Consider the following 24,901-nt stretch of genomic DNA (forward strand, 5'->3'; position numbering starts at 1 on the left):
GCCCCCCGGCCGGCCCCCCGGCCTGCCGGCCGGGGGGCGGGTCAGTTCTGGGACAGTTGGGCGAGCGTGTACTCGGCTCGCTCCAGCAGGTCGCCGACGACTCCCTCGGGAAGGGACTTGAACTCCGCGACGAGCGCGGCGATCCGCGCCGCGCCCTCCTCCTCCAGCCCGAGCTCCTGCTCGGTCCAGGCGGCGTACTGCTCGCACTGGAGGCGGTCGGCGAGGTGGTCCGGCCCCAGCGTCCGGTAGACCGCGGCGGCACGCCCGCACAGCTCGATTTCCTCGCGCCTGAGGGCCGCGGTCTCCTGCGCGTCCAGCCGGCCGGCCGGCCGCGGTCCGCCGCCGACGTCTTCCCCGCCGCCGTCGCCGTAGGTGTCGCCGAGCGCCTCGGACCTGACCACCTGCCGGTCGGCCAGCTGGGCCAGCTGGTACCAGGTCTGGGCCAGCTCGGCCAGCAGGTGCGGCGCCTCCGGCTCGCCGGCGAGCGCCGACTGCAGGACGCCGGCGGCCTGGTCCATCCGGAACCGGGCCTGCGCCACCGCGGGGGCGGTGACCTCCTCCCGCAGGGCCTGCCAGGCCAGCGACCGCAGGATCCGCGCCTCCGAGACCGGCTCGCCGCCCGCCTTCCGGTACAGCTCCAGGGCGCGTTCAAAGGCCGCGGCCGCCTCCTCCGGCAGGCCCGTCCGGGCAAGCTGGTCGGCTGCAGAGTGCGCCAGGTGTGCGTGGGGCCGCTGGTCCTCCCAGTGCTCGGCCGTCTCCGCCGCGAGGAGATACTGCTCCGCCGCCTCCTGCGGCTCGTTCAGCTGCGCCAGCAGGTCCCCCAGGAACTCGCGGGCCCCCACAGCCTGCCCCTCCCCGTGCTCCAGGAGGTCGGGGAGCGCCGACCGCAGGACCTCCGCCGCATCGACGTGGTGCCCCTGCACCGCGTGGGCCCGGGCCAGGGTGAACCGGGCCTGCGCGCCGCCGCCGGCGGCCAGTCCGGCCTGGTCGAACCAGTGCGCCGCGGCCAGCGCGTGCTCCGCCGCCTCGGCCGCGGCCGCGTCGCCCCTGCGCAGCAGGATGTCCGCGAGCGTGAGGCGGATCGCGCCCTGTGTTTCCGCGTCGGTCACCTCGGCCGCGTGCTCCAGGCCGGTACGCGCCGCCTGTTCGGCCTCCTGCGGGCGGCCCAGCGCCATCAGCACACCGGCGAGCAGCGTGAGCGGGTCGACCGCCAGCCAGGGACGTCCCGCGGCCACTGCCAGCGCGGCAGCCGCGTCGAGCAGCGGTGCGGCGCGCTCGGGATCGCCTTGCGACAGGGCGATGCGGCCCAGCATCTCCTCCGCCTCCGCGGCGAGGTCGGGCAGCGACTCGCGGTGGGCGGCGGCGAAGTCCGTGAGCCGGGCGGCCTGCTCCGCGGCGGCGTCGGCGCCGTGCCTGTGGTCCTCCGGGGGGCGGCCGTCCCCGCGGTGTGCCTCCAGGGAGCGCAGGTAGGGCTCCAGCCGGAGCGCGGCCAGTTCCGCCAGGGCGATCCGGCGCCCGCGCAGCGGCTCGCTGCCCTCCAGTGCCTCGGCGGCGTCCGCCGCCGCCGCGAGGAGGGTGCGGATCTGCTCGGGGGCAGCCCCGTCCTGTGCGGCTGCGCTGGCCAGCCGCAGTTCCGCCAGCGCCGCGCGCTGCGCCTGCCCGAGGGCCCGGTAGCCGTCGCGGGCGGCGGCGAGCAGGTCCGTCGCGTCCGGGGCGCCGGCGCGGGCGGCGGCGAGCGCGCGGCTGTCGGCAAGGTCGGCGGCCGTCAGCGCGTCCACTGCGTCTTCGGGCAGCGTCGAGGCCCGGGCGGCGGCCTCGGCCCAGAGTGCGTCCGCGGAGGGGTGGCCCTGGTCTCGGGCCGTGCGCGCCCGCTCCACCAGCTCGGCGAAGCCCTCCGCCGGTGCGGGCGCCTCCGCCGTTCCGGCGGCCTGCCGGGACGGGGCCGCGAGCGGCGCCTCCGCCTTGGCCTGCGGCAGCGGCGCGCTGCGGACGCCGAGCGGCAGTACGCCCACGAGCGGCTGTCGGCCGACTCGCGCCAGGAAGCGCTCCGAGGTGCGGGGGCTTCGGTTGCGGGCGTCGAAGCGCCGGGCGATGTCGAGGGAGCTCGCGTGGAGGCGCGCGTACAGCGCGGACACCGTGCGGGGGCCGTCCCCGTAGGGGACGGCCGGGCTGCCGCCGTGGCCCAGCTCCTCCAGCCGGCGCAGCAGGACGAGCACGCCGCCGTGGAAGTCGAGCTGGTCGTCGGCGTTGGCGAGGGCGCCCAGGTACCCGGCGTGTTCGGCGAGGATCTCCAAGCCGCGGGACTCGTTGCCGCTGAGGGCGCAGAACTCGATGTGCCGGCCGACCGACGGGAGGAGGCTTTCGTTGCCGCGCGCCAGCCGGTAGCCGCGGATGTGGTTGCGGCGGGCCTCGTCGAGGCGGCCGAGCCGCAGCAGGGGCAGCAGGGAGGCCGCCAGTACCCGGTGCGGTTCCTCCGCGCAGGTCAGACCGCCCGTGAGGACCGGCTGCCACAGCTCCAGGGCGCGGGCGTCGTCGCCGCGCAGGGCGGCGTACTGGCCCTGGCTGTTGAGCTCGCAGGCGTGGCAGTCGCTCATGGCGTCCCGCTCGGCGGCGAGCCAGGCGCGCATCGCCCGGTCGGCGCGCTCGTCGTCGCCGGTGGCGTGGGCGAGCCACATCTCGGCCTCGCGGACGGGCCGTTCGCTGTAGCCGGCGAGCCGGTAGCGGCGCTCCATCTCCTCCAGCCAGGCGACGGCGGAGTCCAAGGGGACCTCGGGGGAGTCGCTGATGGCCGTCCCGATCCACTTGAACTGCCAGAACAGCGTGTGGACGTCCCACTGGCCGAAGGACCCGGGGTCCTGGTCGTACTCCTGGAGCAGCCGGGCGAAGGGGACGAGCATCTTCGAGGATTCGGCGCTGTGCAGGTAGGAGGTGATCAGGTTGTCCAGCGCCTCGCGGAACAGTGCCTTGTCCCCGGTGGCCTCGGCCGCGCCGGCCAGGGCCTCGGCGTGGGCATTTCGGGCGGACCCGTTGGGGGCGTTGCGGTTCTCGGCGAGGGCCTGCCGCACCTCGTCGGGCGTCATCGTGGTCACTGCGGGTCCTCCGGGGCGTCGGCGGGGTGGGTGGCCCATTCCAGGAGCCCGAGGAAGGCCCGGTTGAGCAGGGCGGTGTCGGCCGCGCGCAGCGGCCGCTGGGACATCAGCAGCGCCTGCCCGTAGAGCGATTCGACGGCGGTGCCGGTGAGGCCTTCGTCGGGCAGGGAGGCGATGCGCCGGATGAGCGGGTTGTTGTGGTTGAGGACGAGGCGGGCCCGCGGCGCCGACCCGCGCAGCGCGCCGAGGATGCCCGTCCACAGGGAGTCGGCGTTGTCGAGGGCGGCGGTGCGGTCGCGTTCCTGCCGGGCCTGCCGGTCGTCGAGGTACAGAGCGGGGACGGAGACGGGCTGGAACGCGCGCAGCACCACGTCGCATCCCTGTGCCTGGAGGCGGCTGCGGGCGGTGGACAGGAAGGGGGCGAGGGCCAGTTCGGCCGCGGTCGGGACGGGGTCCAGCCGCTCGGTGACGGCTCCGGCGTCGAGCTCGGCGACCTTGAGGTCCGGCCGTACGGCGGGCAGCAGGGCGAGCAGGTCTGCGTCGTAGGTGTATCCGGCGTTGACGACGCCGAGGCCGTGGGCGGCTGCGATCGGGGCGATCTGGCGGAATTCCTCGACGGACCGCGTGAAGTGGATCTCGGGGTGGGCGGCCGTGAACTCCTGGAGGCTCATCGATCCGGCGCTGGTCTCGAACGGCAGCCACGGCAGCATCAGGCCGAGGAGTTCGGGGTCGTGCCGGGCGAGGGACTTCACACCGAGGTGGTGGACGCCAAGGAACGCGGCCAGGCGCTCCGGGTCGCTCGCGGCGAGCTCGGCGAGCCAGGCGCGGATGCGGGCGCCCAGAGCCTCGCGGACGGCGGCCAGGGTCTCGTCGTCGTACAGGTTCTCGCGCGACGCGGTCGGCCGGAGGGTGTCGGTGTCCAGGACGGCGCGCACGAAGAACGCCCAGTCGGGCAGCAGGTTGTCGGCCCGGTCCGTGAGCAGCATGCCCTTGAGGTGGACGCGGTGGCCGGAGCGGTGGGCCGGGCTGGTCGGCTCGGGCAGGACGTACGCGACACCGCGCACTCCGGCGAGCGGCAGGTCGAGGTCGATGGTGTCGAGCGGGGTGAACCCGAAGAGTCCGGAGCAGTGGCCGGCGAGCGCGACGCGCCGGGCGGCCGGTGTGGGGAAGGGGCGGTCCCAGACGGCGGGCCGGTCGGTGACCGGCCGCGGCTCGCCGCCCGTGCCGTCGTCGAAGATGATGTCGTAGGGCAGCAGGGAGCCGTAGTCGCGGGCGAGCTGCTCGACCTTGGCGGGCGCCACCCATTCCTCGGCGCCGGGGCGGGCCTCCAGCTCGACGGTGGTCCCGGGCTCGCTGCGTGCGTCGTGGGGGAGTTCGCGGACGGTGTAGGTACCGTCGTCGGCGGCGAGCCATTCGACGGGGGCGGCCTGCGGGTCGCGGGCGGAGCGGGTGGTGACGCGGATCCGGCGGGCGACGACGAAGCAGGCGAGCAGGCCGATGCCGAACTGGCCGAGGAACTCGCGGCGGGCGGTCTCCAGGCCGTGTTCGCCGCCGCGCTTGGAGCTGCGGCCGATGGTGGCGAGGAGGGAGTGCGCCTCGTCGGTGGTCAGGCCGATGCCGCTGTCCTCGATGGTGACGCGTCCGCCGGAGGCGGCGAGGCGGATGCGGACCGCGGCCTGCGGATCCACCGCGTGCCTTGCGGTGACGGCGTCGACCGCGTTCTGCAGCAGCTCGCGGACGTAGACGCGCGGGCTGGAGTAGAGGTGGTGGGAGAGCAGGTCGACGAGGCCGCGCAGGTCCACCTGGAAGGTGTTGGACCCGGGGTCGTCGGGGAGCGCGGCAGGGGATGCGGATGTCATGGAAAGTCACCTCGCGTTGGTGCATGGGTGGTTCGGTGATCGCGAGGTGCCCCCCCTCACGGATCCCGGAATGAGGAACAGGTTAGGGGGATGATCTGACAATCTCCCGGGAAATTCAGTGCGGTCCCGGCAGGCGGAGGAACCGCGGCGGCACCGCGTCCACGAGCCAGACGCCGTTGGCGCTGATCCGGAAGACGTGCCCGGCGGCCCGCATCGCGGCCGCGTCGACGCCGAGGACGACCGGGCGGCCGCGGCGTGCCCCGACGCGGGTGGCCGTCTCCCGGTCGGGGGACAGGTGCACGTGGTGGCGTGCCATCGGGCGCAGGCCCTCGGCGCGGATGGCGTCCAGCGCCGCGGCGACGGTGCCGTGGTAGAGGTGCGCCGGCGGCTCGGCCTCCGGGAGCGCCAGGTCCACGGGCACGGTGTGGCCCTGGTTGGCGCGGATGCGGGTCCCGTCGACGGCGAAGCGCTGCTTGTCGTTGGCGGCGACGACGTGGTCGAGCTCGGCGCGCGTGACGGGGAAGCCGTGGGCGGCGGCCGCGGCCAGCAGGTCGTCGATCTCGACCCAGCCCTGCGGGTCGAGGTGCAGTCCGATGCGCTCCGGCTGGTGGCGCAGGTGCTTCGACATGTACTTGGACACCTTCACGGTGCGTCTGTCGTCCATGTGCCCAGCTTGCCGGGGCGCGGTCGGGCTCCGCACCGGATTTCGGCCCGCTTCGGGGCCCAGGGGCACCCCCGCATCATTGTTCCGTTGTGCGGAATATATTTTCCATTACGCATCTGCTTCGGGGGAGGACCCATGACGATCCACGCTTCCCTGCCGCGCCGCGCGGCCGCCGAGTTCGCGGGCACCGCGGGCCTCCTCGCGGTGGTCGTCGGATCCGGCATCCAGGCGGCGGCCCTCAGCGACGACACGGGCGTCGCCCTGGCCGCCAACTCGCTCGCCTCGGCCATCGGCCTCGGCCTGGCCGTCACCCTCTTCGGGCCGCTCTCCGGGGCCCACCTCAACCCCGTCGTCAGCCTTGCCTCCTGGTGGGCGCGCCGCTGCGGCGGCACTGGACTGCCGGGCCGGGAGGCGCTCGCCTACGCCGCCGCGCAGACCGCGGGGGCCGTTGCGGGGGCCGTCCTCGCCGAGGCGATGTTCGACCGGGTGCCCGGCGCCCTCGCCACGCAGGTCCGCGGCGGCGGCCACCTCCTCGTCGGCGAGGCCGTCGCCACCGCGGGTCTGGTCCTGGTGATCCAGGGCTTGGACCGCACCGGGCGGCCGCGGCTCGTTCCCGGGGCGGTGGCGGCATACCTCGCGTGCGCGATCTGGTTCACCTCCTCCGGCTCGTTCGCCAATCCCGCCGGCACGGTGGGGCGCGCCTTCAGCGACTCCTTCACGGGCATCGCCCCGCAGTCGCTGCCCGGCTTCGTGGCGGCGCAGTTGGCCGGCGGAGCGCTCGGCATCGCCCTCGCCGTCCTCCTCTACGGAGGCCGCGGCGGGCGCGCGGCCGTACGGGCGGACGGCGCGGCGGAGCCCCCGGCGGGCAGGGCGGTCGGGATCGCGGGCTGACGCGCAAGCCATCCGGAAGGTGTCTCGTCCACAGGTTTGCCCACAGGAAAACCCGGCTTGTCCACAGCCGGTTGGGTGGGATTTGACGGCAAACGAGGGATCCGCCCTGTGGACTACCGCGGTCTGTGGATCACACCGTGTCGGACCCCCGGCTGGCTCCGCGGCGTGCCAGCTCGTTCATCCGCCGGGCCTGCAGTTCCCGCTCGGCGGCGGCGCGGACGAACTCCGCCACGTGCTCGGCGCCCACAAGCTCCTGCACCGCCCGCACGGTCTCGGCGGGCAGCGCAACGGCCGCCGTCCCGGGAGGCTGCGCGCCCCCGGCCGCCCCGAGGTGGTGCCGCAGGTGACGGGTCGCGAACAGCCGCATCGCGCGCGCCAGCTCGGCGTCCACCGTCTGCTGTGCCAGCGGGCGCAGCCGCCGGACCATTTCGGCGGCCTCCTCCGCGTCCGCGTCCGTCGGCGGCACCTGTCCGAGGTAGCGGGCGAAGACGTGCTCGGTGGTGAACTCCAGGAACCGAGAGGCGATGTGCTCCACCTGCCCGCGCAACTCCCGCAGGTGCCCCGCGATGGCCCGCAGCGGCACTCCCGCCGCATACAGCTCTGCGGCCACCGCCAGCTCCTGCGGAGAGGGCACGAGGAACTCGTCCGGGCGCCCGGGGATCCGCTCCAGTACGCCCAGGTCGCACGCCTCGGCGACGGCCGCGTCGTCCGGGGTGCCGCCGAACCGCTCGTCCAGCTCGGCCCGGCTGACCCGGCCCGCCTCCTCGTCCGTCCACGGCCCCTGCACCTCGGCGACCAGGCCCAGGACCCCGCCGAGCCCGCGCCCCTCGTCCCACGCTTCGAGCAGCTCCTTGATGGAGGCCAGGGTGTAGCCGCGGTCCAGGAGGTCGGCGATCTGCCGCAGCCGCACCAGGTGGGCGTCGCCGTAGACGTTCGACCGGCCGCGCCGCCGCGGCTTCGGCAGCAGGCCCCGGTCCTGGTAGGCCCGGATCGTGCGGACCGTGGCCCCGCTGCGGTGCGCCAGGTCCTCGATCCGGTACTCGGCCGCCGCCTGTTCGGACACCCCGGGCGCGGCCCCGGTCACAGGCGCGGCTCCAGCCGGGCGAGCCGCCGCAGCACGCCGGGCGCGAACCGCGACAGCCACAGCGCCCCCTTGGACTCCGGCGTCACCGGCACCACCGCCTCGTTGTGCACGACGGCCCGCAGGATGGCGTCGGCGACCTTCTCCGGCGGGAAGTTGCGCAGCCGGTACAGCCGCGCCGCGCGCTCCTGCCGCCGCTTCTCCTCGGCGCCGTCCACTCCGGTGAAACGGGCCGTGGAGGTGATGCCGGTGTTGACGATTCCGGGGCAGACCGCCGAGACACCGATGGACTGGGAGGCGAGTTCGGCCCGCAGGCACTGCGAGAGCATCAGCACCGCCGCCTTGGAGGTGCTGTACGCGGGCAGCGACTTGGACGGCAGGTAGGCGGCAGCGGAGGCGGTGTTCACGATGTGCCCTCCCTGGCCGCGCTCGGCCATCTGCCGGCCGAAGATCCGGCAGCCGTGGATGACGCCCCACAGGTTGACGTCGAGGACCTTCTTCCAGTCCTCGGCGGTGGTGTCGAGGAACGTCCCCGACAGTCCGATCCCGGCGTTGTTGACCAGCACGTCGACGACGCCGTACTCGGCGGCCGTCTTCGCGGCGAGCTTCTCCATCGCCGCCTCGTCGGCGACGTCGGCGCATTCGCCCCACGCCCCCGCGGCGCCGACGAGCCGCGCCATCTCTGCCGTGCGCGCCGCACCCTCGGCGTCCCGGTCGACGCAGACCACGCGGGCGCCCGCCTCGGCGAACGCGTACGCCGTGGCCCGGCCGATGCCGCTGGCGGCCCCGGTGACGAGGACGAGCCGGCCGGCGAACCGGTCGGCGTACCGGCCGGGCGCCTTGAGCTCCGGGGCACGGGCGGCCGGCTCCTCCCGGGAGGTGACGAAGTCGGCGATCCACGCGGCCAGCTGGTCGGGGCGGGTGCGGGGCACCCAGTGCTTCGCGGGCAGGGTGCGCCGCACCAGGTCCGGGGCCCAGCGCTCCAGCCCGTCGTAGAGCCGCTCGGACAGGAAGGCGTCTCCGGTCGGCGTGATCAGCTGCACCGGCGCGTGGGCGTACGCGTCGGGGCGGGGGTGGCGCATCCGCGCCCGGACGTTGTCCCGGTACAGCCAGGCGCCGTGGGCGGCGTCCGACGGGAGCGAAGGGGTCGGGTACGAGCCGGCCGGGACCTGCTCGATGCGCCGGAGGATCCCGGGCCACCGCTTGCCGAGCGGGCCCCGCCAGGCGAGCTCCGGCAGCAGCGGCGTGTGCAGGAGGTAGACGTACCAGGACTTTGCGCCTTGGCCGAGCAGCTGTGCGGCCCGCCGCGGGGTGGGCCGGCTCAGCCGCTCCTTGATCCAGTGGCCGAAGTGGTCGAGGGAGGGGCCCGACATGGAGGTGAAGGAGGCGATCCGGCCCTCCGTCCGGGCGGTCGTCACGAACTCCCAGCCCTGCACCGACCCCCAGTCGTGGCCGACGAGGTGGACGGGCCGGTCCGGACTCACCGCGTCCGCCACGGCCAGGAAGTCGTCGGTGAGCTTCTCCAGGGTGAATCCGCCGCGCAGCGGCACCGGCGCCGTCGAGCGGCCGTGCCCGCGCACGTCGTACAGCACGACGTGGAAGCGGTCCGCCAGCCGCTCGGCCACCTCGGACCAGACCTCCTTGCTGTCCGGGTAGCCGTGGACCAGCACCACCGTCGGCCGGTCCCGCTCGCCCAGCTCCACCACGCACAGCTCGACGCCGCCCGTGGCGACGCGCCGCTCGCGCGCGCCGGCCGGGCCCCGTGCCGCCGGCCGCCCCCCGGTCGTCCCGTCCGCCTCGTTCATGCTGCCCCCTCCTCGGCCCAGCGCCGCACGTGCGGCAGATCGTCGTCCAGCCAGAACGCACTCTCCTCGGGGTCGCGGGAGTCCGTGACGACGAGGATCTCCTCGAACTTGGCGCCCGTCCCCCTGAAGCCCAGGTGGGGCTCCACCGCCCACATGCCGGGCTGCGGCGCGTGGTCGGAGAACCGGTACGGGCTCCAGAGCGGTGACCAGCCCTCCCGATGCCCGTGCAGCGCGTCTGCGACGAGACCCTTGAGGGACTGCGTGCCGAATCCGAACACGGTCGGCGACCAGCGCCGCTCCGCCACCCGGTCGACCTTGTGGGCTATGACACCGAAGGGATAGGCGCGGTGCCGGTTCGCGTAGCCCTGGCGCACCATGAGCCGGTCCACGTTCTCGTAGATCTCGCGCAGCGACCGGCGCTCGCGGACCTGCCGCAGGATCAGCTCGCGGTGCGCGCGCAGGTCCGACAGGAGGCGGTCCTGTACGGGGTTGAGGCCGAGGCTGCCGGAGTAGCCGATGTCCGCCGCACAACCGCGGTACACCGGGGCCATGTCGAGGATGAAGGGCATGCCCGGCTCGAGTGCCCGGTTCGTCGGGAAGAACTGCAGCGGCACGCGGAAGCCCGCGAAGGCCGTCCGGTCCCCGAACCAGGCGAACGGCAGGTGGAACCAGTCCCGCACGCCGTGCCCGCGCAGCCACTCCCGCTGCATGCGCGCCGCCTCGCGCTCGGTCACGCCCGGCCGCAGCTGCGCGGCGACCGCCTCCGCGCAGGCGTACGCGAGCCGCTGCACCTCCCGGAAGCCGCGCAGGTCGGCGGCGAGCCGCCCGGTGCGCGGTGCCGCGGTGGTGCCCTTCCCGGTGTCCCCAGCCATGCCAGCCGCCCGTCCCCAGAAGCCGTACCGCCCGTAACTGCCACTGACGAATGTGACAATGCCCGAAGGCCGCGTCAAGGGGCGGGCGTGCCGCCTGTGGACAAACTTGTCCGGTTCACATCAGCCTCGCGTCAGGGTCCGTAGTCCTGAAGGCTGACACCGGACCGCCCTCCAGGTCTGACGACCGGCACGGACGCCGCCGCTAACGTCGGAGCCGTGACTGTCATCGCGACCGAAAGCCTGAGCAAGCGGTACCCCCGAGTGACCGCCATCGACCGGCTCTCCGTGGACATCGGGCCGGGCGTGACCGGCCTGGTGGGCGCCAACGGAGCCGGCAAGTCCACGCTGATCAAGATCCTGCTGGGACTGTCCCCCGCCACCGAGGGCCGCGCCGCCGTACTCGGACTCGACGTCGCCACGCACGGCAGCGCCATCCGCGAGCGTGTCGGCTACATGCCCGAGCACGACTGCCTGCCCCCCGACGTCTCCGCCACCGAGTTCGTCGTCCACATGGCGCGCATGTCCGGCCTCCCGCCGGCCGCCGCCCGCGAGAGGACGGCCGACACGCTCCGGCACGTCGGGCTGTACGAGGAGCGCTACCGTCCCATCGGCGGCTACTCCACCGGTATGAAGCAGCGCGTCAAGCTGGCCCAGGCGCTGGTCCACGACCCGCAGCTGGTCCTTCTGGACGAGCCGACCAACGGCCTCGACCCGGTCGGCCGGGACGAGATGCTCGGCCTGATCCGCCGCGTCCACACCGACTTCGGCATCTCGGTCCTGGTCACCTCGCACCTGCTCGGCGAGCTGGAGCGGACCTGCGACCACGTGGTCGTCGTCGACGGCGGCAAGCTCCTGCGCTCCAGCTCCACCAGCGACTTCACGCAGATCACGGCGACCCTCGCGGTCGAGGTGACCGACTCCGACACGCACCCGGACGGCACCGCCGCCCTGCGCAAGGCGCTCACCGAGGCGGGCCTGGCCCTGCACGCGGGCGAGGAGCAGGGCCTGCCCGGCGCCGGCCACATCCTCCTCGTCGAGGCCACCGGGGAGAGCACCTACGACACCATCCGCGACACCGTCGCGGACCTCGGCCTCGGCCTGGTCCGCATGGAGCAGCGGCGGCACCACATCGCGGAGGTCTTCCGCGACAACGACCAGCGGAAGGGAGCCGGTACCGATGGCGCCTGACACCTCCACCCAGATCCACAACATCGGCTACCGGTCGTACGAAGGCGCCCGGCTCGGCCGCTCGTACGCCCGCAAGTCGCTGTACTCGCAGTCGCTGCGGGGCGCCTACGGACTGGGCCGCTCGGCCAAGTCCAAGGTGCTCCCGATGATCCTCTTCGCGGTGATGTGCATCCCCGCGCTGATCATCGTCGCCGTCGCCATCGCGGTGCCCGGCTCCACCGAACTGCCGATCAAGTACACGACGTACGCGCTGACCACCCAGATGGTCATCGGCCTGTTCCTCGCCTCGCAGGCACCGCAGTCCGTCTCGCGCGACCTCCGCTTCAAGACGGTGCCGCTGTACTTCTCGCGTCCCATCGAGCGGGTCGACTACGTCGTCGCGAAGTACGCGGCGATGGCCTCCGCCCTGTTCATCCTCACCGCCACGCCGCTGCTGATCATGTGGATCGGTGCGCTGCTGGCCAAATTCGACTTCGCGGACCAGACCAAGGGGTTCGCCCAGGGACTGGTCTCCGTGCTGTTGCTCTCGGTGCTCTTCGCCGGCCTCGGCCTGGTCATGGCCGCACTCACACCGCGCCGCGGCTTCGGCGTCGCGGCCATCATCGCCATGCTGCTGATCCCGTACGGCGCGGTGACCGCGGTCCAGGGCGTCGCCTACAGCGCGGGCAGCACCGGCCCGATCGAGTGGATGGGCCTCTTCTCCCCGATCACCCTGATCGACGGCATGCAGACCGCCTTCCTCGGGGCGACCTCCGCCTTCCCGAGCGGCGAGGGCCCCTCCACGGGCGCCGGCTTCGTCTACCTGCTCGTCATCCTGGCCCTCATCGCCGGCTCGTACGCCGCCCTGATGGCCCGCTACCGGAAGGCCGGGCTGTGACCACCATCGACATCGACCACACCTCCCGCTGGTTCGGGAACGTCGTCGCCGTCAACGACGTGACGATGCGCATCGGCCCAGGCGTCACCGGCCTGCTCGGCCCGAACGGCGCCGGCAAGTCGACCCTCATCAACATGATGGGCGGTTTCCTCGCCCCCTCCACGGGTGCCGTCACCCTCGACGGCACCCCGATCTGGGGCAACGAGCAGGTGTACCGGCAGATCGGCGTCGTGCCCGAGCGCGAGGCCATGTACGACTTCCTCACCGGCCGGGAGTTCGTCGTCGCCAACGCAGAGCTGCACGGCCTCGACGACGCCGCTGCCCGGCGGGCGCTGGCCACCGTCGAAATGGAGTACGCCCAGGACCGCAAGATCGCGACCTACTCCAAGGGCATGCGCCAGCGCGTGAAGATGGCCTCGGCGCTCGTCCACGAGCCGTCCGTGCTGCTGCTCGACGAGCCGTTCAACGGCATGGACCCCCGTCAGCGCATGCAGCTGATGGACCTGCTGCGGCGCATGGGCGACGACGGCCGGACCGTCCTGTTCTCCTCCCACATCCTGGAGGAGGTCGAGCAGCTCGCCTCCCACATCGAGGTGGTCGTCGCCGGACGCCACGCCGCCTCTGGCGACTTCCGCAAGATCCGGCGCCTGATGACGGACCGCCCCCACCGCTACCTGGTCCGCTCCTCCGACGACCGGGCCCTCGCCGCCGCCCTGATCGGGGATCCCTCCACCTCGGGGATCGAGGTGGACGTCCAGGAAGGGGCCCTGCGCATCCAGGCCTCCGACTTCGGCCGCTTCACCGAGCTCCTGCCGCAGGTCGCCCGCGCCCACGGCATCCGCCTCCTGACGGTCTCGCCCTCCGACGAGTCCCTCGAGTCGGTCTTCTCCTACCTCGTCGCGGCCTGAAGGAGCTGGCATCCATGTACAACCCCACCGTGGCCCGGCTCACCTACCGGGCCCTCCTCGGCCGCCGCCGCGCGTTGATCCTCTTCGCGCTCCCGGCCATGCTCATCGTCATCGCCGGCGCCGTCCGCGCCTTCACCGGGCTCGACGACAAGATCGCGGCGGACCTGCTGGGGGGCTTCGCCCTGGCCACCATGGTCCCCCTGATCGGCGTGATCGCCGGCACCGGCGCGATCGGACCGGAGATCGACGACGGCTCGATCGTCTACCTGCTCTCGAAGCCCGTGAAGCGGCCGACGATCATCATGACCAAGCTGATCGTCGCGATCGCCGTCACGATGGCCTTCTCGGCCATCCCCACGCTGATCGCCGGCTTCATCCTCAACAACAACGGCCAGCAGATCGCGGTCGCCTACACGATCGCCGCGCTGGTCGCCTCCGTCGCCTACAGCGCGCTGTTCCTGCTGCTGGGCACGGTCAGCCGGCACGCGGTCGTCTTCGGCCTCGTGTACGCCCTGATCTGGGAGTCGCTGTTCGGCAGCCTGGTCTCGGGCGCCAAGACCCTCAGCGTCCAGCAGTGGGCGCTGGCCCTGGCCGAGAAGGTGGCCGGAGAGGGCTACGTCGACGCGACCGTCGGCCTGCCCACCGCGGTCGCGCTCCTCGTGGCCGTCACGGTCGGCGCCACCGTCTACGCGGGGCAGAAGCTGCGCCGGCTCACCCTGGCCGGCGAGGAGTAGCAACCGGCGTACGGGCCCCGCGGGCACCGCATGTTTCACGTGAAACACGATGCGGAGGCGGCGGGGACCGGGTCTGGCCGAGGCGGCGGAAAATCACTGGTACGGGACACCGGCCCCGGGCAGAGTGAGCCGTGCGGGGAGCAACAAAAGGTCCGGGGCGGCCACTTCGAGCGCACCGTCAGGTGCGGGCCGCCCCGGACCGCCTCCATGTCCGGGCCTCCGTGCGCCGGGCCCGGGGCCCGGCGGCGGGAAAAGGTCCTACGCGGTGCCGAGCAGGCGCTCAAGCACCACCGCGATGCCGTCCTCCTCGTGGGAGGCCGTCACCTCGTCGGCCACCGCCTTCAGCTCCGGGTGGGCGTTGGCCATGGCCACGCCGTGTGCCGCCCAGCCGAACATGGGGACGTCGTTCGGCATGTCGCCGAAGGCGATGGTGCCGGCGGCCTTGACCCCCAGCCGGCGCGCGGCCAGTGAGAGGCCGGTCGCCTTCGTCAGCCCGAGCGGCAGTATCTCCACTATCCCCGGCCCGGCCATCACGACGTCCACGAGCGAACCCACCGTCCGGCGGGCCGCGTCGACCAGGGCGTCATCGCCGAGTTCGGGGTGCTGGATGTACAGCTTGTTCAGCGGCGCCGACCACACGGCCGCCGTGTCCTCCAGGTACAGGGCCGGCAGGCCCTCCTGGACCCGGTAGCCGGGCCCGAACAGGACGTCGCCGTCCACCCCGTCGCGGCTCGCGGCGAGCGCCAGCGGGCCCACCTCGGCCTCCAGCTTTGCCAGGGCCAGGCCGGCCAGCTGCCGGTCCAGCGTCACCGACGTCAGCAGCCGGTGCGCGCCGGCGTCGTAGACCTGGGCCCCCTGCCCGCACACGGCGATGCCCCGGTAGCCGAGGTCGTCGAGGATGTGGCGGGTCCAGGCCACGCCGCGGCCCGTGACGACGATGTGGACGGCCCCCGCCGCGGTGGCCGCGGCGAGGGCTTCCCGGGTGCGTTCCGAGACGGTTCCGTCGCCACGCAGCAGCGTGCCGTCGAGGTCGGTCGCGACGAGCTGGTAAGGGAACGGGGCCGGGCTCACTTGGCGATCGGCTCCAGGACCTCGCGGCCGCCCAGGTAGGGGCGGAGCACCGCGGGGACGCGCACCGAGCCGTCGGCCTGCTGGTGGTTCTCCAGGAGGGCGACGATGGTGCGCGGCACGGCGCACAGCGTGCCGTTCAGGGTGGCGAGCGGCTGGGTCTTCTTGCCGTCGCGGACGCGGATGGACAGCCGGCGGGCCTGGAAGCCGTCGCAGTTGGAGGCGGAGGTCAGCTCGCGGTACTTGCCCTGGGTGGGGATCCAGGCCTCGCAGTCGAACTTGCGGGAGGCGGAAGCGCCGAGGTCGCCGGTGGCGACGTCGATGACCTGGAAGGGCAGCTCCAGGCTGGTCAGCCACTGCTTCTCCCAGGCGAGGAGCCGCGCGTGCTCGGCCTCGGCCTCCTCCGGGGCGACGTACGAGAACATCTCGACCTTGTCGAACTGGTGGACGCGGAAGATGCCGCGGGTGTCCTTGCCGTACGTGCCGGCCTCGCGGCGGAAGCACGGGGAGAAGCCGGCGTATCGCAGCGGCAGCTTCTCCGCCTCCACGATCTCGTCCATGTGGTACGCGGCGAGGGGCACCTCGGAGGTGCCGACCAGGTAGTAGTCGTCCTTCTCCAGGTGGTACACGTTCTCCGCGGCCTGGCCGAGGAAGCCGGTGCCCTCCATGGCGCGCGGACGCACCAGGGCGGGGGTCAGCATCGGGATGAAGCCGGCCTCGGTGGCCTGCGCGATGGCCGCGTTGACGAGGGCCAGCTCCAGGAGGGCTCCCACGCCGGTCAGGTAGTAGAAGCGCGAGCCGGACACCTTGGCGCCGCGTTCGACGTCGATGGCGCCGAGCAGCTCGCCGAGCTCCAGGTGGTCCCTGGGCTCGAAGCCCTCGGCGGCGAAGTCGCGGATGGTGCCGTGTGTCTCCAGGACGTTGAAGTCGTCCTCGCCGCCGACGGGCACGTCCGGGTGGACGACGTTGCCGAGCTTGAGCAGCAGGGCGCGGGCGGTCTCGTCGGCCTCGTTCTGCTCGGCCTCCGCGGCCTTGACGTCGGCCTTGAGCTGCTCCGCGCGCTTCAGCAGCTCCGCCCGCTCCTCCGGGGAGGCCTTCGGGATGAGCTTGCCGAGCGACTTCTGCTCGTTGCGCAGTTCGTCGAAGCGCATGCCGGACGACCTGCGGCGCTCGTCGGCGGAGAGCACGGCGTCGACGAGTTCGACGTCTTCTCCACGGGCGCGCTGCGAGGCGCGGACACGGTCGGGGTCTTCACGGAGCAGCCGGAGGTCAATCACCCCACCAGGCTACCGGCCAGAGCTTCCCGGGCTCACACCGATATCACGCTGCGTGTCGCTATGTCCTAATTGCAACGAATGGAAAACTCTGTACCGGTGGCCGGAAGTCGTCGGGCACTCCGCGCCCCATAAAGCCTGCCCTTTCCGGGAATGCGGGATAATCCCAGCATCCGGACACTGCCGGGGAGGCGGACAGGGACCGATTGTCCACAGGGAAGCCGCAGCCCACAGGGTTGTCCACAGGGTGTGCGCCGTATCTGTGGACACGGAATTAGATCAATCCCTCCCACTGCCCCCTCCCGGGGAATCACGGTTCAAACCGCCCTCACACACTCATTCGGGTGGGAATGGCTCGCCCCAAAGAGTTGGTTCGTGATACGCGGATGACGCAGTTCATCCCCCGCTCTCCTGCACGAAACCCTGTCCGCGAAGGCCGACAAGTCGACCCGGGGTGCCGGAAGTGTCGACTAGTCCACAGGTCCGCACCCTGACCTGTGGATAACTCTGTGGACAGTGGACGCGGACTACGCGCGACCGTCGAGGCACCGTGTCAGCCAGTCCGACGCTGCCGTGAAGTCGCCGTCCGAGGTCCCCGGCCGCGGCGCCCGGACGTCACTGCGGGTGACGCCCGCCCTCGGGTACGAGCCCAGGAAGCGGACCTGCGGACAGGTCCGCTTCAGACCCATCAGCGCCTCGCTCACCCTGCGGTCGGAGATGTGGCCCTCGGCGTCGACGGCGAAGCAGTAGTTCCCGATGCCCTCACCCGTCGGCCGCGACTGGATCAGCATCAGGTTCACCCCGCGCACCGCGAACTCCTGGAGGAGCTCCAGCAGCGCACCGGGGTGGTCGTCCCCCAGCCACAGCACCACCGACGTCTTGTCGGCGCCCGTCGGCGCGGCGGGCCGCGCCGGCCGGCCCACGAGAACGAACCGGGTCTCGGCGTTCTCCGCGTCGTGGATCTCGGTGACGAGCGGCACCAGCCCGTACGTGGCGGCGGCGAACTCGCCCGCGAACGCCGCGTCGAAGCGGCCCTCCTGCACCAGCCGTGCCCCGTCCGCGTTCGACGCGGCCGACTCCCACACGGCGTCCGGCAGGTTCGCCCGCAGCCAGTTGCGCACCTGCGGCTGCGCGACCGGGTGCCCGGTCACGGTCTTGACGTCCGACAGGGCCGTACCCGGCCGTACCAGCAGGGCGAACGCGATGGGCAGCAGCACCTCGCGGTAGATCATCAACGGCTCGCCGGAAGCCAGCTCGTCCAGCGTGGCGGTCACCCCGCCCTCCACCGAGTTCTCGATCGGCACGAGGGCGGCTGCCGCCTCCCCGCTGCGCACGGCGTCCAGGGCGGACGCCACGGAGACCATCGGGACCAGCTCCCGGGTCGCGGCTTCCGGCAGCGTGCGGAGGGCGGCCTCGGTGAAGGTGCCCTCAGGACCGAGATACGTGAAGCGGGTGGCCGACATGCGGTCAGCCTAATGCCGGGCACCCGCCCCGCGGGGCGCCGTTCACCCTTCGGGCACGATCACCCTTCGAGCAGTCGCTGGCCGACGTACTCGCCGTCGCGCGGGCCGGGCGGCACCGCGTACAGCCCACTCGACTCGTGCCGGATGAACGCCGACAGGGCGTCCCCGCGGTCGAGCTTGCGCTGCACCGGTACGAAGCCGCGCAGCGGGTCCGCCTGCCAGCAGATGAAGAGGAGCCCGGCGTCGGGCCCCCCGTCCTCGGCCGTGCCGTCGTGGAAGGAGAACGGCCTGCGCAGCATCGCCGCCCCGCCGTTCTGCGCGGGGGCGGAGATGCGGGCGTGCGCGTTGGCCGGGATGACCGCCTTGCCGTCGGGACCGATCTTGTCGAGGTCCAGGGCGGTCGCCTCAGAACCGCCCGTCAGAGGGGCGCCGGTGGCCTTGTTCCGGCCGATGACCTGCTCCTGCTGGGCGAGGGACTGCTTGTCCCACTCGTCGAGCAGCATCCGGATGCGGCGGACGACCGCGTACGAGCCCCCGCCCATCCACGCGTGCTCCGCCGGCCCCGGCCCCGCGGCGGGCACGAAGATCCGCTTCTCGAAGTCCGCTTCCGAGGGCTTCGGATTGTTGGTGCCGTCGACCTGGCCCATCAGGTTGCGGGAGGTCATCGGCGAGGCGGTCGCGCCGGGCGACCGGTTGAAGCCGTCCATCTGCCAGCGCACCCTGGCCGCGTCCCCGGCGTCCTTCTGGATCGCGCGTAGGGCGTGGAAGGCCACGAGGCCGTCGTCGGCGCCGATCTGCACCCACAGGTCGCCGTTGCTGCGCTGCGGGTCCAGCCGGTCGGAGGAGAAGTCCGGCAGCGGATCGAGGGCCGCTGGCCGGCGGGCGGTGAGCCCGGTGCGCTCGAAGAAGGAGTGCCCGAAACCGAAGGTCACGGTCAGCGAGCACGGCCCGGCGTCCAGGGCGATGCCGGTGTCGGCCGTCGCCGCGGTCTCGCCGGCCATCAGCCGGCGGGCAGTGTCGGACCAGCGGCGCATCAGTGCGGCCGCCTCCTTGCGCCCGGCCCCGGGAGCCAGGTCGAAGGCCAGTACGTGGCCCTTGGCCTGCAGGGGCGTGGTGATGCCCGCCTGGCGCTCGCCGTGGAAGGCCACCCGGGTGGCGCCCACGGCGGAGAGGCTGCCGGCACCGCCGGACGGGGTGGCGGCGATGGCGGACTGCACCAGCGCGCCGCCCGTCGCCCCCAGCGCGAGCCCGGTGGCGCCCGCCGCGCCGACGGTGCCGAGCAGCCGGCGGCGGGAGATCTCGATGTCGGTGTTGCTCTCGGTCACGCTGTTCAGCCGATCTTCACTGTCTTCTGCACGGTCGTCTGGTCGATCTCGGAGGTCCGGACGGTCACGTCGATGCGCCACTCCCCGGCCAGCGGCAGCTGGACGCCCGGAGCGCTCCAATGCCCTGGTCCCGCCCGGTCGGGGGAGGCCGGGAGCGGGCCGACCTCTTTGGCCGGGAGGGTGAAGGCCACCTTGACCTCGGGGAGGTCGAGCGGGGCGCCGTCCGGGGACTCGGCCCACACGTGGAGGGTGTTGGAGCCGGTCCGGCCCGGGTCCAGCTCCAGGCGGACGGAGCCCTTGCCGTTCACGCCGCCCGTGTCGAACGGCAGAGTGATCTTCACCGCCCGGTTGGGCACGGCGGGCGCGGAGGCGCCGTTGCGGCCCGCCTCCTGGGCCACGACCCGGCCCGGCTCGGTGCTCGTCAGCACGGTGGTCACGGCGAGGACCGCGACCGCCACTGCCGCTTCGGCCAGCACGGATCGGCGCAGGCCCGCCCGTGCCGGGTCGGCGTCCCGGGCCTGCCGCCGAAGCGCGTTCTCACGTGCTGCCCGCTGCCGGGCGAGCTGCGCGGCCCGCTCCGGATCACCGGGCACGTCCGCCGCCGCGGTGGATGTTTCACGTGAAACACCCGTCTCGGTGGATGTTTCACGTGAAACGGCCCCCGGCACCGCAGCCACGGCCCCCGGCACCGCGGCCGTTGCCGGCACGTCCGCCGCAGCGTCCACAGCCGGGGCCTCCCCCAGCCGCGCGGTCCAGCGCCGGGAGAGGTACGCGACACCGACGAGGACAGCCGCCAGGGCGCCCTTGATGATCAGCAGCCGCCCGTAGGAGGTGCCGGTCAGGGCCTGCCAGCTGCCCAGCTGGCGCCACGACTGGTAGGCCCCGGTCGCGACCAGCACGACGACCCCCGCGAACGCGATACGGGAGAACCGGCGCACGGCCTCCCGCTCGACCTCCGGCACGGTGTACAGCGCGACGAGCAGCGCGGTGAGCCCGCCGAGCCAGGCAGCCGCGGCCAGCAGGTGCAGTACGTCGACCGGCATCGCGATGCCGCTCTGCAGGCCGGTGGAGGCGTGCTCCGAAAGCGCCCAGGTCGCGGCGATGCCGGCGGCGAAGACGCTGCCCGCGACGGCGAGGCCGAAGAACAGGTCGGCGGCGTCCCTGCTGTCCTCCTTCCCGTCCTGCTCGTCGGCGGCCGTCTTCGCGGCCGCCGCCCCGCCCTCCGGGGCGGTGGCATGCCTGCGGGCGAATGCGCCGAACAGGACGGCGATGAAGAGCGCGGCGGCGCCCAGGAGGAGCAGCCGCGAGACGAGCGCGGCGCCGGTTTTGGTCGCCAGGACGGCCTTGAGCCCTGCGAGGTCGAAGACGTCGGCGAAGTTCCCCGACCCGGTGTACGGGTGGCGCAGCACCAGCATCGCCAGCGTGGCGGCGGTGAGCACGACCCACGCGCGCAGGACGAGCTTCTGCATCGGGCGCACGGCGGCGCCCCGCCGCCAGCACGCCAGGATGAAGGCGCAGGCGCCGACGAGGACGGTGAAGCCGGCGTAGGCGGTGTACCGGGCGAGGCCGTAGGCGGCGCCGACGGGCCCCCCGCCCGCCTGCCGCTCGGGCAGCGCCACCGTGGTCTCCGAGGGGGCGCCGATGGAGAACGTGAACGCCCCCGCGATGGGATGGCTGTCGGCGGACACGGCCTGCCAGGCCACGGTGTATGTGCCGTCGGGCAGCCCCGAGTGGAGCGCGGTGCCGTACCGGATGGTCGACCCGCTGCACATGTCGCGGATCTCCCCGGTGTCCACCCGCTTGCCCCGGGGGTCCAGGACACGGATCGAGTCCTCGCCCAGGGCGACCTTCTCCGAGAAGGAGAGGGTGACCTGGGCGGGCGCCGTGGCGACCACCGCGCCCTCCCCGGGGTCGCTCGCGGTGAGTGCGGCGTGCGCCGAGGCCGGGCCGGCCGCGGCGAACAGGAGTGCCAGCAGTGCTGCGAGGACCAGCGCGAGCCGCGGCAGGACTGCCGCGGCGCGGACGCGGGCCGGGGGCGGGGCGGGGGCGGTGGCCGTCATGGCGTGTCGGTCCCTCGGGTCCGTCAGTGGGCGGTGGAGTGCTGGGCCTGGTACGTCCGTTCCTTCACGTCCAGCTCGACCTTGACCGGGTCGGCCTTCTCGAAGCGCAGCTCGACGGTGATCTTGTCGCCGACCTTCGGCTTCTGCTTGAGGCCCATGAACATGATGTGGTTGGCGCCGCGCTCCAACCTGAGCTCGCCGTTCGCGGGGACCTCCATGGACGGGACCTGCTGCATCTTCTGGTCCTTGGTCTCGTGGATCTGGAGGTCGTCCGAGAGCGGGCTGGTGGCGGAGACGAGCTTGTCCGCGGTCTTCGAGTCGTTCTTGATGACCATGAAGCCGCCGGCCATCTTGTCGTTGACCGGCTCGGGCATGAAGGCGCCGCTGACCGACACCTTCGGCTTCTCCGCGGCCGGCGCGCCGGCGCCCGCGTCGGCCCCGGATCCGGACGGGGAGCCGGAGTCCGAGGAGCAGCCGGATATGGCCAGCGCGGCCGCCAGGGAGAGGGCGGCGGCGAAGGTGCGGGTGGTGCGGGCGGTCACGGGTTCTCTCCCTTGGCGATCTTCGGCAGGTCTGCGGTGTAGGTGTCGACGGTCGTGTTCTCCCCGTAGAGGAGGTAGCCCTCGTCCGTCTTGGGGGAGAAGGCGATGACCTGGGCGCCGTGCATGGAGACGACGCTCCCGCCGGCATCCTTCTTGGCGGGGTCGATACCGATACCGAGGGTGCGCGCCGCGGCCTGGATGGTGGCGAAGTCCCCGGTGAGTCCGACGAAGGACGGGTCCTGGGCCTTGAGCCACGCGCCGAGCGATTCGGGGGTGTCCCGTTCGGGGTCGGTGGTGACGAAGACGACCCGCAGGTTCTCCTGGTCGGCCTGGGGCAGCGCCTTCCGGGCGACGGCGATGTTGCTCATCGTCAGCGGGCACACGTCGGGGCAGTTGGTGTAGCCGAAGTAGATCAGCGTCGGCTTGCCCTTGGTCTGCTCGCGCAGGTTCCACGGCTTGCCGGTGGTGTCCGTCAGGACGAGTTCCGGCTTGTCGAAGGGCCGGTCGAGGACCGTCGCGGTCCCCGTCTTGGCCTGGCCGGAGATCTGGGTGACCGCGTCGGTCCGGGCGGTCGGCTCGCCGCCGCAGGCGGAGAGTGTGAGCGCGGCCGCCGCCGCGAGGGCGGCGGCCGTCACACGTGTGGTGCGCATGGAGGTTCCCTGGAAATGGGGGCGGGTTGGTGACGAGCGGCCGGACGGGGTCCGGCCGCACGGATGCTGCGGATGATCCGGGCGGGCCGGCGCGGCCCGGCGGATCAGGAGGTGCGGCGGCGGCCCGTCACGCCGAAGGCGACGCCGGCGACGCCGATCACGATGCCGGTGACGCCGAGGACGCGCGCGGTGGTGTCCGAGCCCTTTCCGGCGGCCGCCTCGGTGTGGCCCTCCTCGGAGGCGTGGCCGGATTCGGCGGGCTTCTTGGCGTCGTCGTGGTGCGCGTCGGCGGCCTTGGCGGCGGTCAGCTTGAGGACCGGCGCAGGGGTCTGCGGCTCGGGAGCGCCCTCCTTGGGCTCCTCGATCCAGCGGACGACCTCGTTGTTGTCGTACGTCTGGATCGCCTTGAAGACCATCCGGTCGGCGTTGTCCGGCAGCTTGCCGACGGATACCGGGAACTGCTGGAACTTCCCCGGCTCGATCCTGCCGCCGCTCCATGTCACCTTCGTGACGGCCTCGTCGATCTGCTTGCCGTGCACCGTCAGCGGCTTGGCGAGCTTGCTCTTCTCGACCGTGACGGTCCACCCGGGCACGTCCTGCGGCATGACGGAGGACAGGGGCTGGTCGGTGGGGAAGTTGACCTCGACCTGCGTGGTGGAGGCGTTGTCGCGCTCGTTCGGCACCTTGAAGTCGAGGGTGGCGAAGCCGCCCTTGGGGGCGTCGCCGGGCTGCACGCTGACGTGGGCGAAGGCGGGCCCGGACAGGGCGAGGACGGCGCCGGCGGCGAGGGCTGCGGCGGCGGAGACGCGTGAGCTCTTCATGTGAGGACTCCAGGAGGCGGGATGACGGTGGCTCCGCGCGCGGGCGCGCGGCGTACCGCGGCACCGCTGCCTCCGGTGCTCGGGTGCTCCGGGCCGGGGAGGGTGCCGCGTCAGGCTGCGAGGGCGTAGGCCGCCGGCGGCCCGCGCCTGACCACCGTGTGGTGCAGCGCCTCCCGGCCGGTGTGCGCGGCCGGCTCGGCGGCGGTCCGCAGGACCCGCGGGCCGGCGGAAGGCGCGGCCGAGAGCCCGGCGCCGAGCGCCCGTACGAACGCGAGCGCGGTGCACAGCGCCCGCACCGGGCCGGCCGCGGCGGAGACGAGGGACAGCTCGACGAGCCGGAAGAGGGCGGCGTCACCGCGCCCGAGGAGCCAGCCGGCGGCGAGCGCGGCGAGCAGGTGCGCGACGGTCATACCGGGGCTGAGCAGGCCGGCGGCCGGGGCCGCGGCGGACTCCGCCAGGCCGGTGTGGCCCGCGTGCGCCGAGGCCTGCGCCGCGAGCGCGGCCGGGTCGAGGCCGGCCGCCTCCAGGATCCGGCGGGCGTCCTCGGGGCCGAGCGGGACCGTGTTGCCGCCGCAGACCAGCTGTGCGGCGAGTTCGGCGAGCGCGGCGTCGGTGTCGGCGCCGGCCGCCTGCGCGGCGGCTCCGTGCTGGGCGAGGCCGAAGACGGCGTGCAGCCCGAGCTGTCCGCCGGCGAGTGCGGCGGCGATGCCCGGCAGCGAGCGACGCCGCCCGGCGAGCGGCGCGGCGACCGCGAAGACTCCCGCGAACGCGACCGCGAGGGCCCACCAGGGGACCGCCGCGCAGGACGCGAGGGCGTGCCCGACCGCGGACAGCACGACGCAGACCGCGGTGAAGACCGCGGCCCGGATCAGCCGGAGGCCGGCTCCGGCGGGCGTCGTCTGCGGGACAGTCATGGCCGGGCCATCATCGCACTGCCCTCCGTACTGCCGTACGGCAGGTCCGGAAGGTCGTCCGTGCCCGTTGTGCGGCGGCTTCACCGGGCGTGTCCACCCCCGGGGGCGGCCCTTTCCACCGCATACACGCCGGTTCGGGCGTGCCGCATCGGCCGAATGAGGGCTGCGCGGGGCGCCGGTGGCTTACGGCCCGGCGGGGGAGGCAATAGGTAACGGTATGAGCATCTGGTGGTCTCTCCAGTTGAGGCGCGAAGCCGCGAGCGTGCCACTCGCCCGGCGTTTGCTGCTGAGGACGATGGAGACCGCGGGGGTGGACCCGGACATCTCCTACGAGCTGTCGGTGGCGCTCAGCGAGGCCTGCGCGAACGCGGTGGAGCACGGGGGCCCGGCCCCGGCCGCGGAACCGTGCGGCGACTACCGGGTCACCGCCTACCTGGACGGCGACTGCTGCCGCATCGAGGTGACCGACTCGGGTCCGGGCTTCCCTGAGCCGGGCCCTGCGGCGCTGACCCGGCGGGCGCGGGCGGCTGCGTCCGACCCCGTCGGCGCAGGCGCGGACACCACGCGCGAGGCCGGCCGAGGCGCCGCCGGGGAGGGCGGCGCCGGCGAGAGCGGCCGCGGACTGTGGCTGATCGAGGAGCTCGCCGACCACGTCCGGTTCCGCAACCGGCCGGGCCGCGGCGCGGTGGTCAGCTTCGACAAGATCCTCAAGTGGCGCGACGGCGCGGCCCTGCTCCAGGTGTCGTGACGCGCCGAGGGGCGGGGCTCCCTGCGGAGCCCCGCCCCTCGGCGGAGTGCGGTGCAGCGGCCCGGCAG

General features: G+C 73.4%; 21 protein-coding genes. 6 read left to right on the top strand and 15 right to left on the bottom strand.

Features of this window, described 5'->3' with window-relative positions; genetic code table 11:
- Positions 1 to 41: 41 nt before the first annotated feature.
- The 3 genes from EF903_RS00190 to EF903_RS00200 all read right to left on the bottom strand — a co-directional run bounded on the left by EF903_RS00190 (position 42) and on the right by EF903_RS00200 (position 5,612).
- Positions 42 to 3,089, bottom strand: a complete 3,048-nt coding sequence (locus EF903_RS00190) for a tetratricopeptide repeat protein (RefSeq protein WP_125540536.1) — start codon at positions 3,087 to 3,089, stop codon at positions 42 to 44.
- On the bottom strand, positions 3,086 to 4,948 hold the full coding sequence (locus tag EF903_RS00195) for an HSP90 family protein (protein ID WP_125540537.1): 1,863 nt from the start codon (positions 4,946 to 4,948) through the stop codon (positions 3,086 to 3,088). Before EF903_RS00195 ends, EF903_RS00190 begins: the two co-directional genes overlap by 4 nt.
- A gap of 115 nt (positions 4,949 to 5,063) precedes the next feature.
- Positions 5,064 to 5,612, bottom strand: coding sequence for an RNA 2'-phosphotransferase (locus tag EF903_RS00200; protein WP_125540538.1), 549 nt, complete (start codon positions 5,610 to 5,612; stop codon positions 5,064 to 5,066).
- Positions 5,613 to 5,747: 135 nt separating this feature from the next.
- Here EF903_RS00200 and EF903_RS00205 point away from each other — a divergent pair, with 135 nt between their 5' ends.
- The gene (locus EF903_RS00205; protein ID WP_125540539.1) at positions 5,748 to 6,503 is read left to right on the top strand and encodes an aquaporin; all 756 of its coding nucleotides are present in this window, start codon (positions 5,748 to 5,750) and stop codon (positions 6,501 to 6,503) included.
- A 130-nt stretch (positions 6,504 to 6,633) separates the two neighbouring features.
- On the opposite strand, the gene EF903_RS00210 is transcribed toward EF903_RS00205, so the two are convergent.
- The 3 genes from EF903_RS00210 to EF903_RS00220 are packed head-to-tail and all read right to left on the bottom strand — an operon-like array spanning position 6,634 to position 10,261.
- Positions 6,634 to 7,566 carry a MerR family transcriptional regulator gene (locus EF903_RS00210; RefSeq protein ID WP_125540569.1) on the bottom strand — a complete coding sequence of 311 codons (933 nt, stop codon included), beginning with the start codon at positions 7,564 to 7,566 and terminating at the stop codon, positions 6,634 to 6,636.
- A gap of 17 nt (positions 7,567 to 7,583) precedes the next feature.
- The gene (locus tag EF903_RS00215; protein WP_125540540.1) at positions 7,584 to 9,389 is read right to left on the bottom strand and encodes an SDR family oxidoreductase; all 1,806 of its coding nucleotides are present in this window, start codon (positions 9,387 to 9,389) and stop codon (positions 7,584 to 7,586) included.
- A complete protein-coding gene (locus EF903_RS00220) occupies positions 9,386 to 10,261 on the bottom strand; it encodes a M24 family metallopeptidase (protein WP_125540541.1) in 876 nt (291 codons plus the stop codon). The genes EF903_RS00215 and EF903_RS00220 overlap by 4 nt, the downstream gene beginning before the upstream one ends.
- A 216-nt stretch (positions 10,262 to 10,477) precedes the next feature.
- On the opposite strand from EF903_RS00220, the gene EF903_RS00225 reads away from it, so the two are divergent.
- The 4 genes from EF903_RS00225 to EF903_RS00240 are packed head-to-tail and all read left to right on the top strand — an operon-like array spanning position 10,478 to position 13,968.
- Entirely contained in the window at positions 10,478 to 11,449 is a 972-nt protein-coding gene (locus tag EF903_RS00225) for an ABC transporter ATP-binding protein (RefSeq protein ID WP_125540542.1), read from the top strand.
- The gene (locus EF903_RS00230) at positions 11,439 to 12,326 is read left to right on the top strand and encodes an ABC transporter permease subunit (protein ID WP_125540543.1); all 888 of its coding nucleotides are present in this window, start codon (positions 11,439 to 11,441) and stop codon (positions 12,324 to 12,326) included. Before EF903_RS00225 ends, EF903_RS00230 begins: the two co-directional genes overlap by 11 nt.
- Positions 12,323 to 13,234 carry an ABC transporter ATP-binding protein gene (locus EF903_RS00235; protein ID WP_125540544.1) on the top strand — a complete coding sequence of 304 codons (912 nt, stop codon included), beginning with the start codon at positions 12,323 to 12,325 and terminating at the stop codon, positions 13,232 to 13,234. Before EF903_RS00230 ends, EF903_RS00235 begins: the two co-directional genes overlap by 4 nt.
- A gap of 14 nt (positions 13,235 to 13,248) precedes the next feature.
- Entirely contained in the window at positions 13,249 to 13,968 is a 720-nt protein-coding gene (locus EF903_RS00240; RefSeq protein ID WP_125540545.1) for an ABC transporter permease, read from the top strand.
- A gap of 258 nt (positions 13,969 to 14,226) precedes the next feature.
- Here the strand turns inward: EF903_RS00240 and EF903_RS00245 are convergent, their stop codons facing one another.
- From EF903_RS00245 to EF903_RS00285, 9 genes are all read right to left on the bottom strand, one after another.
- Complete coding sequence (locus EF903_RS00245; RefSeq protein ID WP_125540546.1) at positions 14,227 to 15,039, bottom strand: HAD family hydrolase; 813 nt, start codon at positions 15,037 to 15,039, stop codon at positions 14,227 to 14,229.
- A complete protein-coding gene (gene serS, locus EF903_RS00250) occupies positions 15,036 to 16,313 on the bottom strand; it encodes a serine--tRNA ligase (RefSeq protein WP_125540547.1) in 1,278 nt (425 codons plus the stop codon). Before serS ends, EF903_RS00245 begins: the two co-directional genes overlap by 4 nt.
- Positions 16,314 to 16,837: 524 nt before the next feature.
- Positions 16,838 to 17,773: a prephenate dehydratase gene (gene pheA, locus EF903_RS00255; RefSeq protein ID WP_125540548.1), complete on the bottom strand. Its 936-nt coding sequence runs from the start codon at positions 17,771 to 17,773 to the stop codon at positions 16,838 to 16,840.
- A 59-nt stretch (positions 17,774 to 17,832) separates the two neighbouring features.
- Positions 17,833 to 19,098: an iron uptake transporter deferrochelatase/peroxidase subunit gene (gene efeB / locus EF903_RS00260; protein WP_125540549.1), complete on the bottom strand. Its 1,266-nt coding sequence runs from the start codon at positions 19,096 to 19,098 to the stop codon at positions 17,833 to 17,835.
- 5 nt (positions 19,099 to 19,103) lie between these two features.
- Positions 19,104 to 21,158, bottom strand: a complete 2,055-nt coding sequence (locus EF903_RS00265; protein WP_125540550.1) for a copper resistance protein CopC — start codon at positions 21,156 to 21,158, stop codon at positions 19,104 to 19,106.
- 23 nt (positions 21,159 to 21,181) lie between these two features.
- A complete protein-coding gene (locus tag EF903_RS00270) occupies positions 21,182 to 21,700 on the bottom strand; it encodes a copper chaperone PCu(A)C (protein WP_125540551.1) in 519 nt (172 codons plus the stop codon).
- A complete protein-coding gene (locus tag EF903_RS00275) occupies positions 21,697 to 22,350 on the bottom strand; it encodes an SCO family protein (protein WP_125540552.1) in 654 nt (217 codons plus the stop codon). Before EF903_RS00275 ends, EF903_RS00270 begins: the two co-directional genes overlap by 4 nt.
- Before the next feature lie 104 nt (positions 22,351 to 22,454).
- Positions 22,455 to 23,171, bottom strand: a complete 717-nt coding sequence (locus tag EF903_RS00280) for a YcnI family protein (protein ID WP_125540553.1) — start codon at positions 23,169 to 23,171, stop codon at positions 22,455 to 22,457.
- A gap of 110 nt (positions 23,172 to 23,281) precedes the next feature.
- A complete protein-coding gene (locus EF903_RS00285; protein WP_125540554.1) occupies positions 23,282 to 24,085 on the bottom strand; it encodes a hypothetical protein in 804 nt (267 codons plus the stop codon).
- Between the two features lie 217 nt (positions 24,086 to 24,302).
- On the opposite strand from EF903_RS00285, the gene EF903_RS00290 reads away from it, so the two are divergent.
- On the top strand, positions 24,303 to 24,833 hold the full coding sequence (locus EF903_RS00290; protein ID WP_125540555.1) for an ATP-binding protein: 531 nt from the start codon (positions 24,303 to 24,305) through the stop codon (positions 24,831 to 24,833).
- The last annotated feature ends 68 nt before the right edge of the window (positions 24,834 to 24,901 follow it).

The organism is Streptomyces sp. WAC05292, from assembly GCF_003949955.1.
In the GTDB taxonomy this organism is placed as follows: domain Bacteria; phylum Actinomycetota; class Actinomycetes; order Streptomycetales; family Streptomycetaceae; genus Streptomyces; species Streptomyces globosus.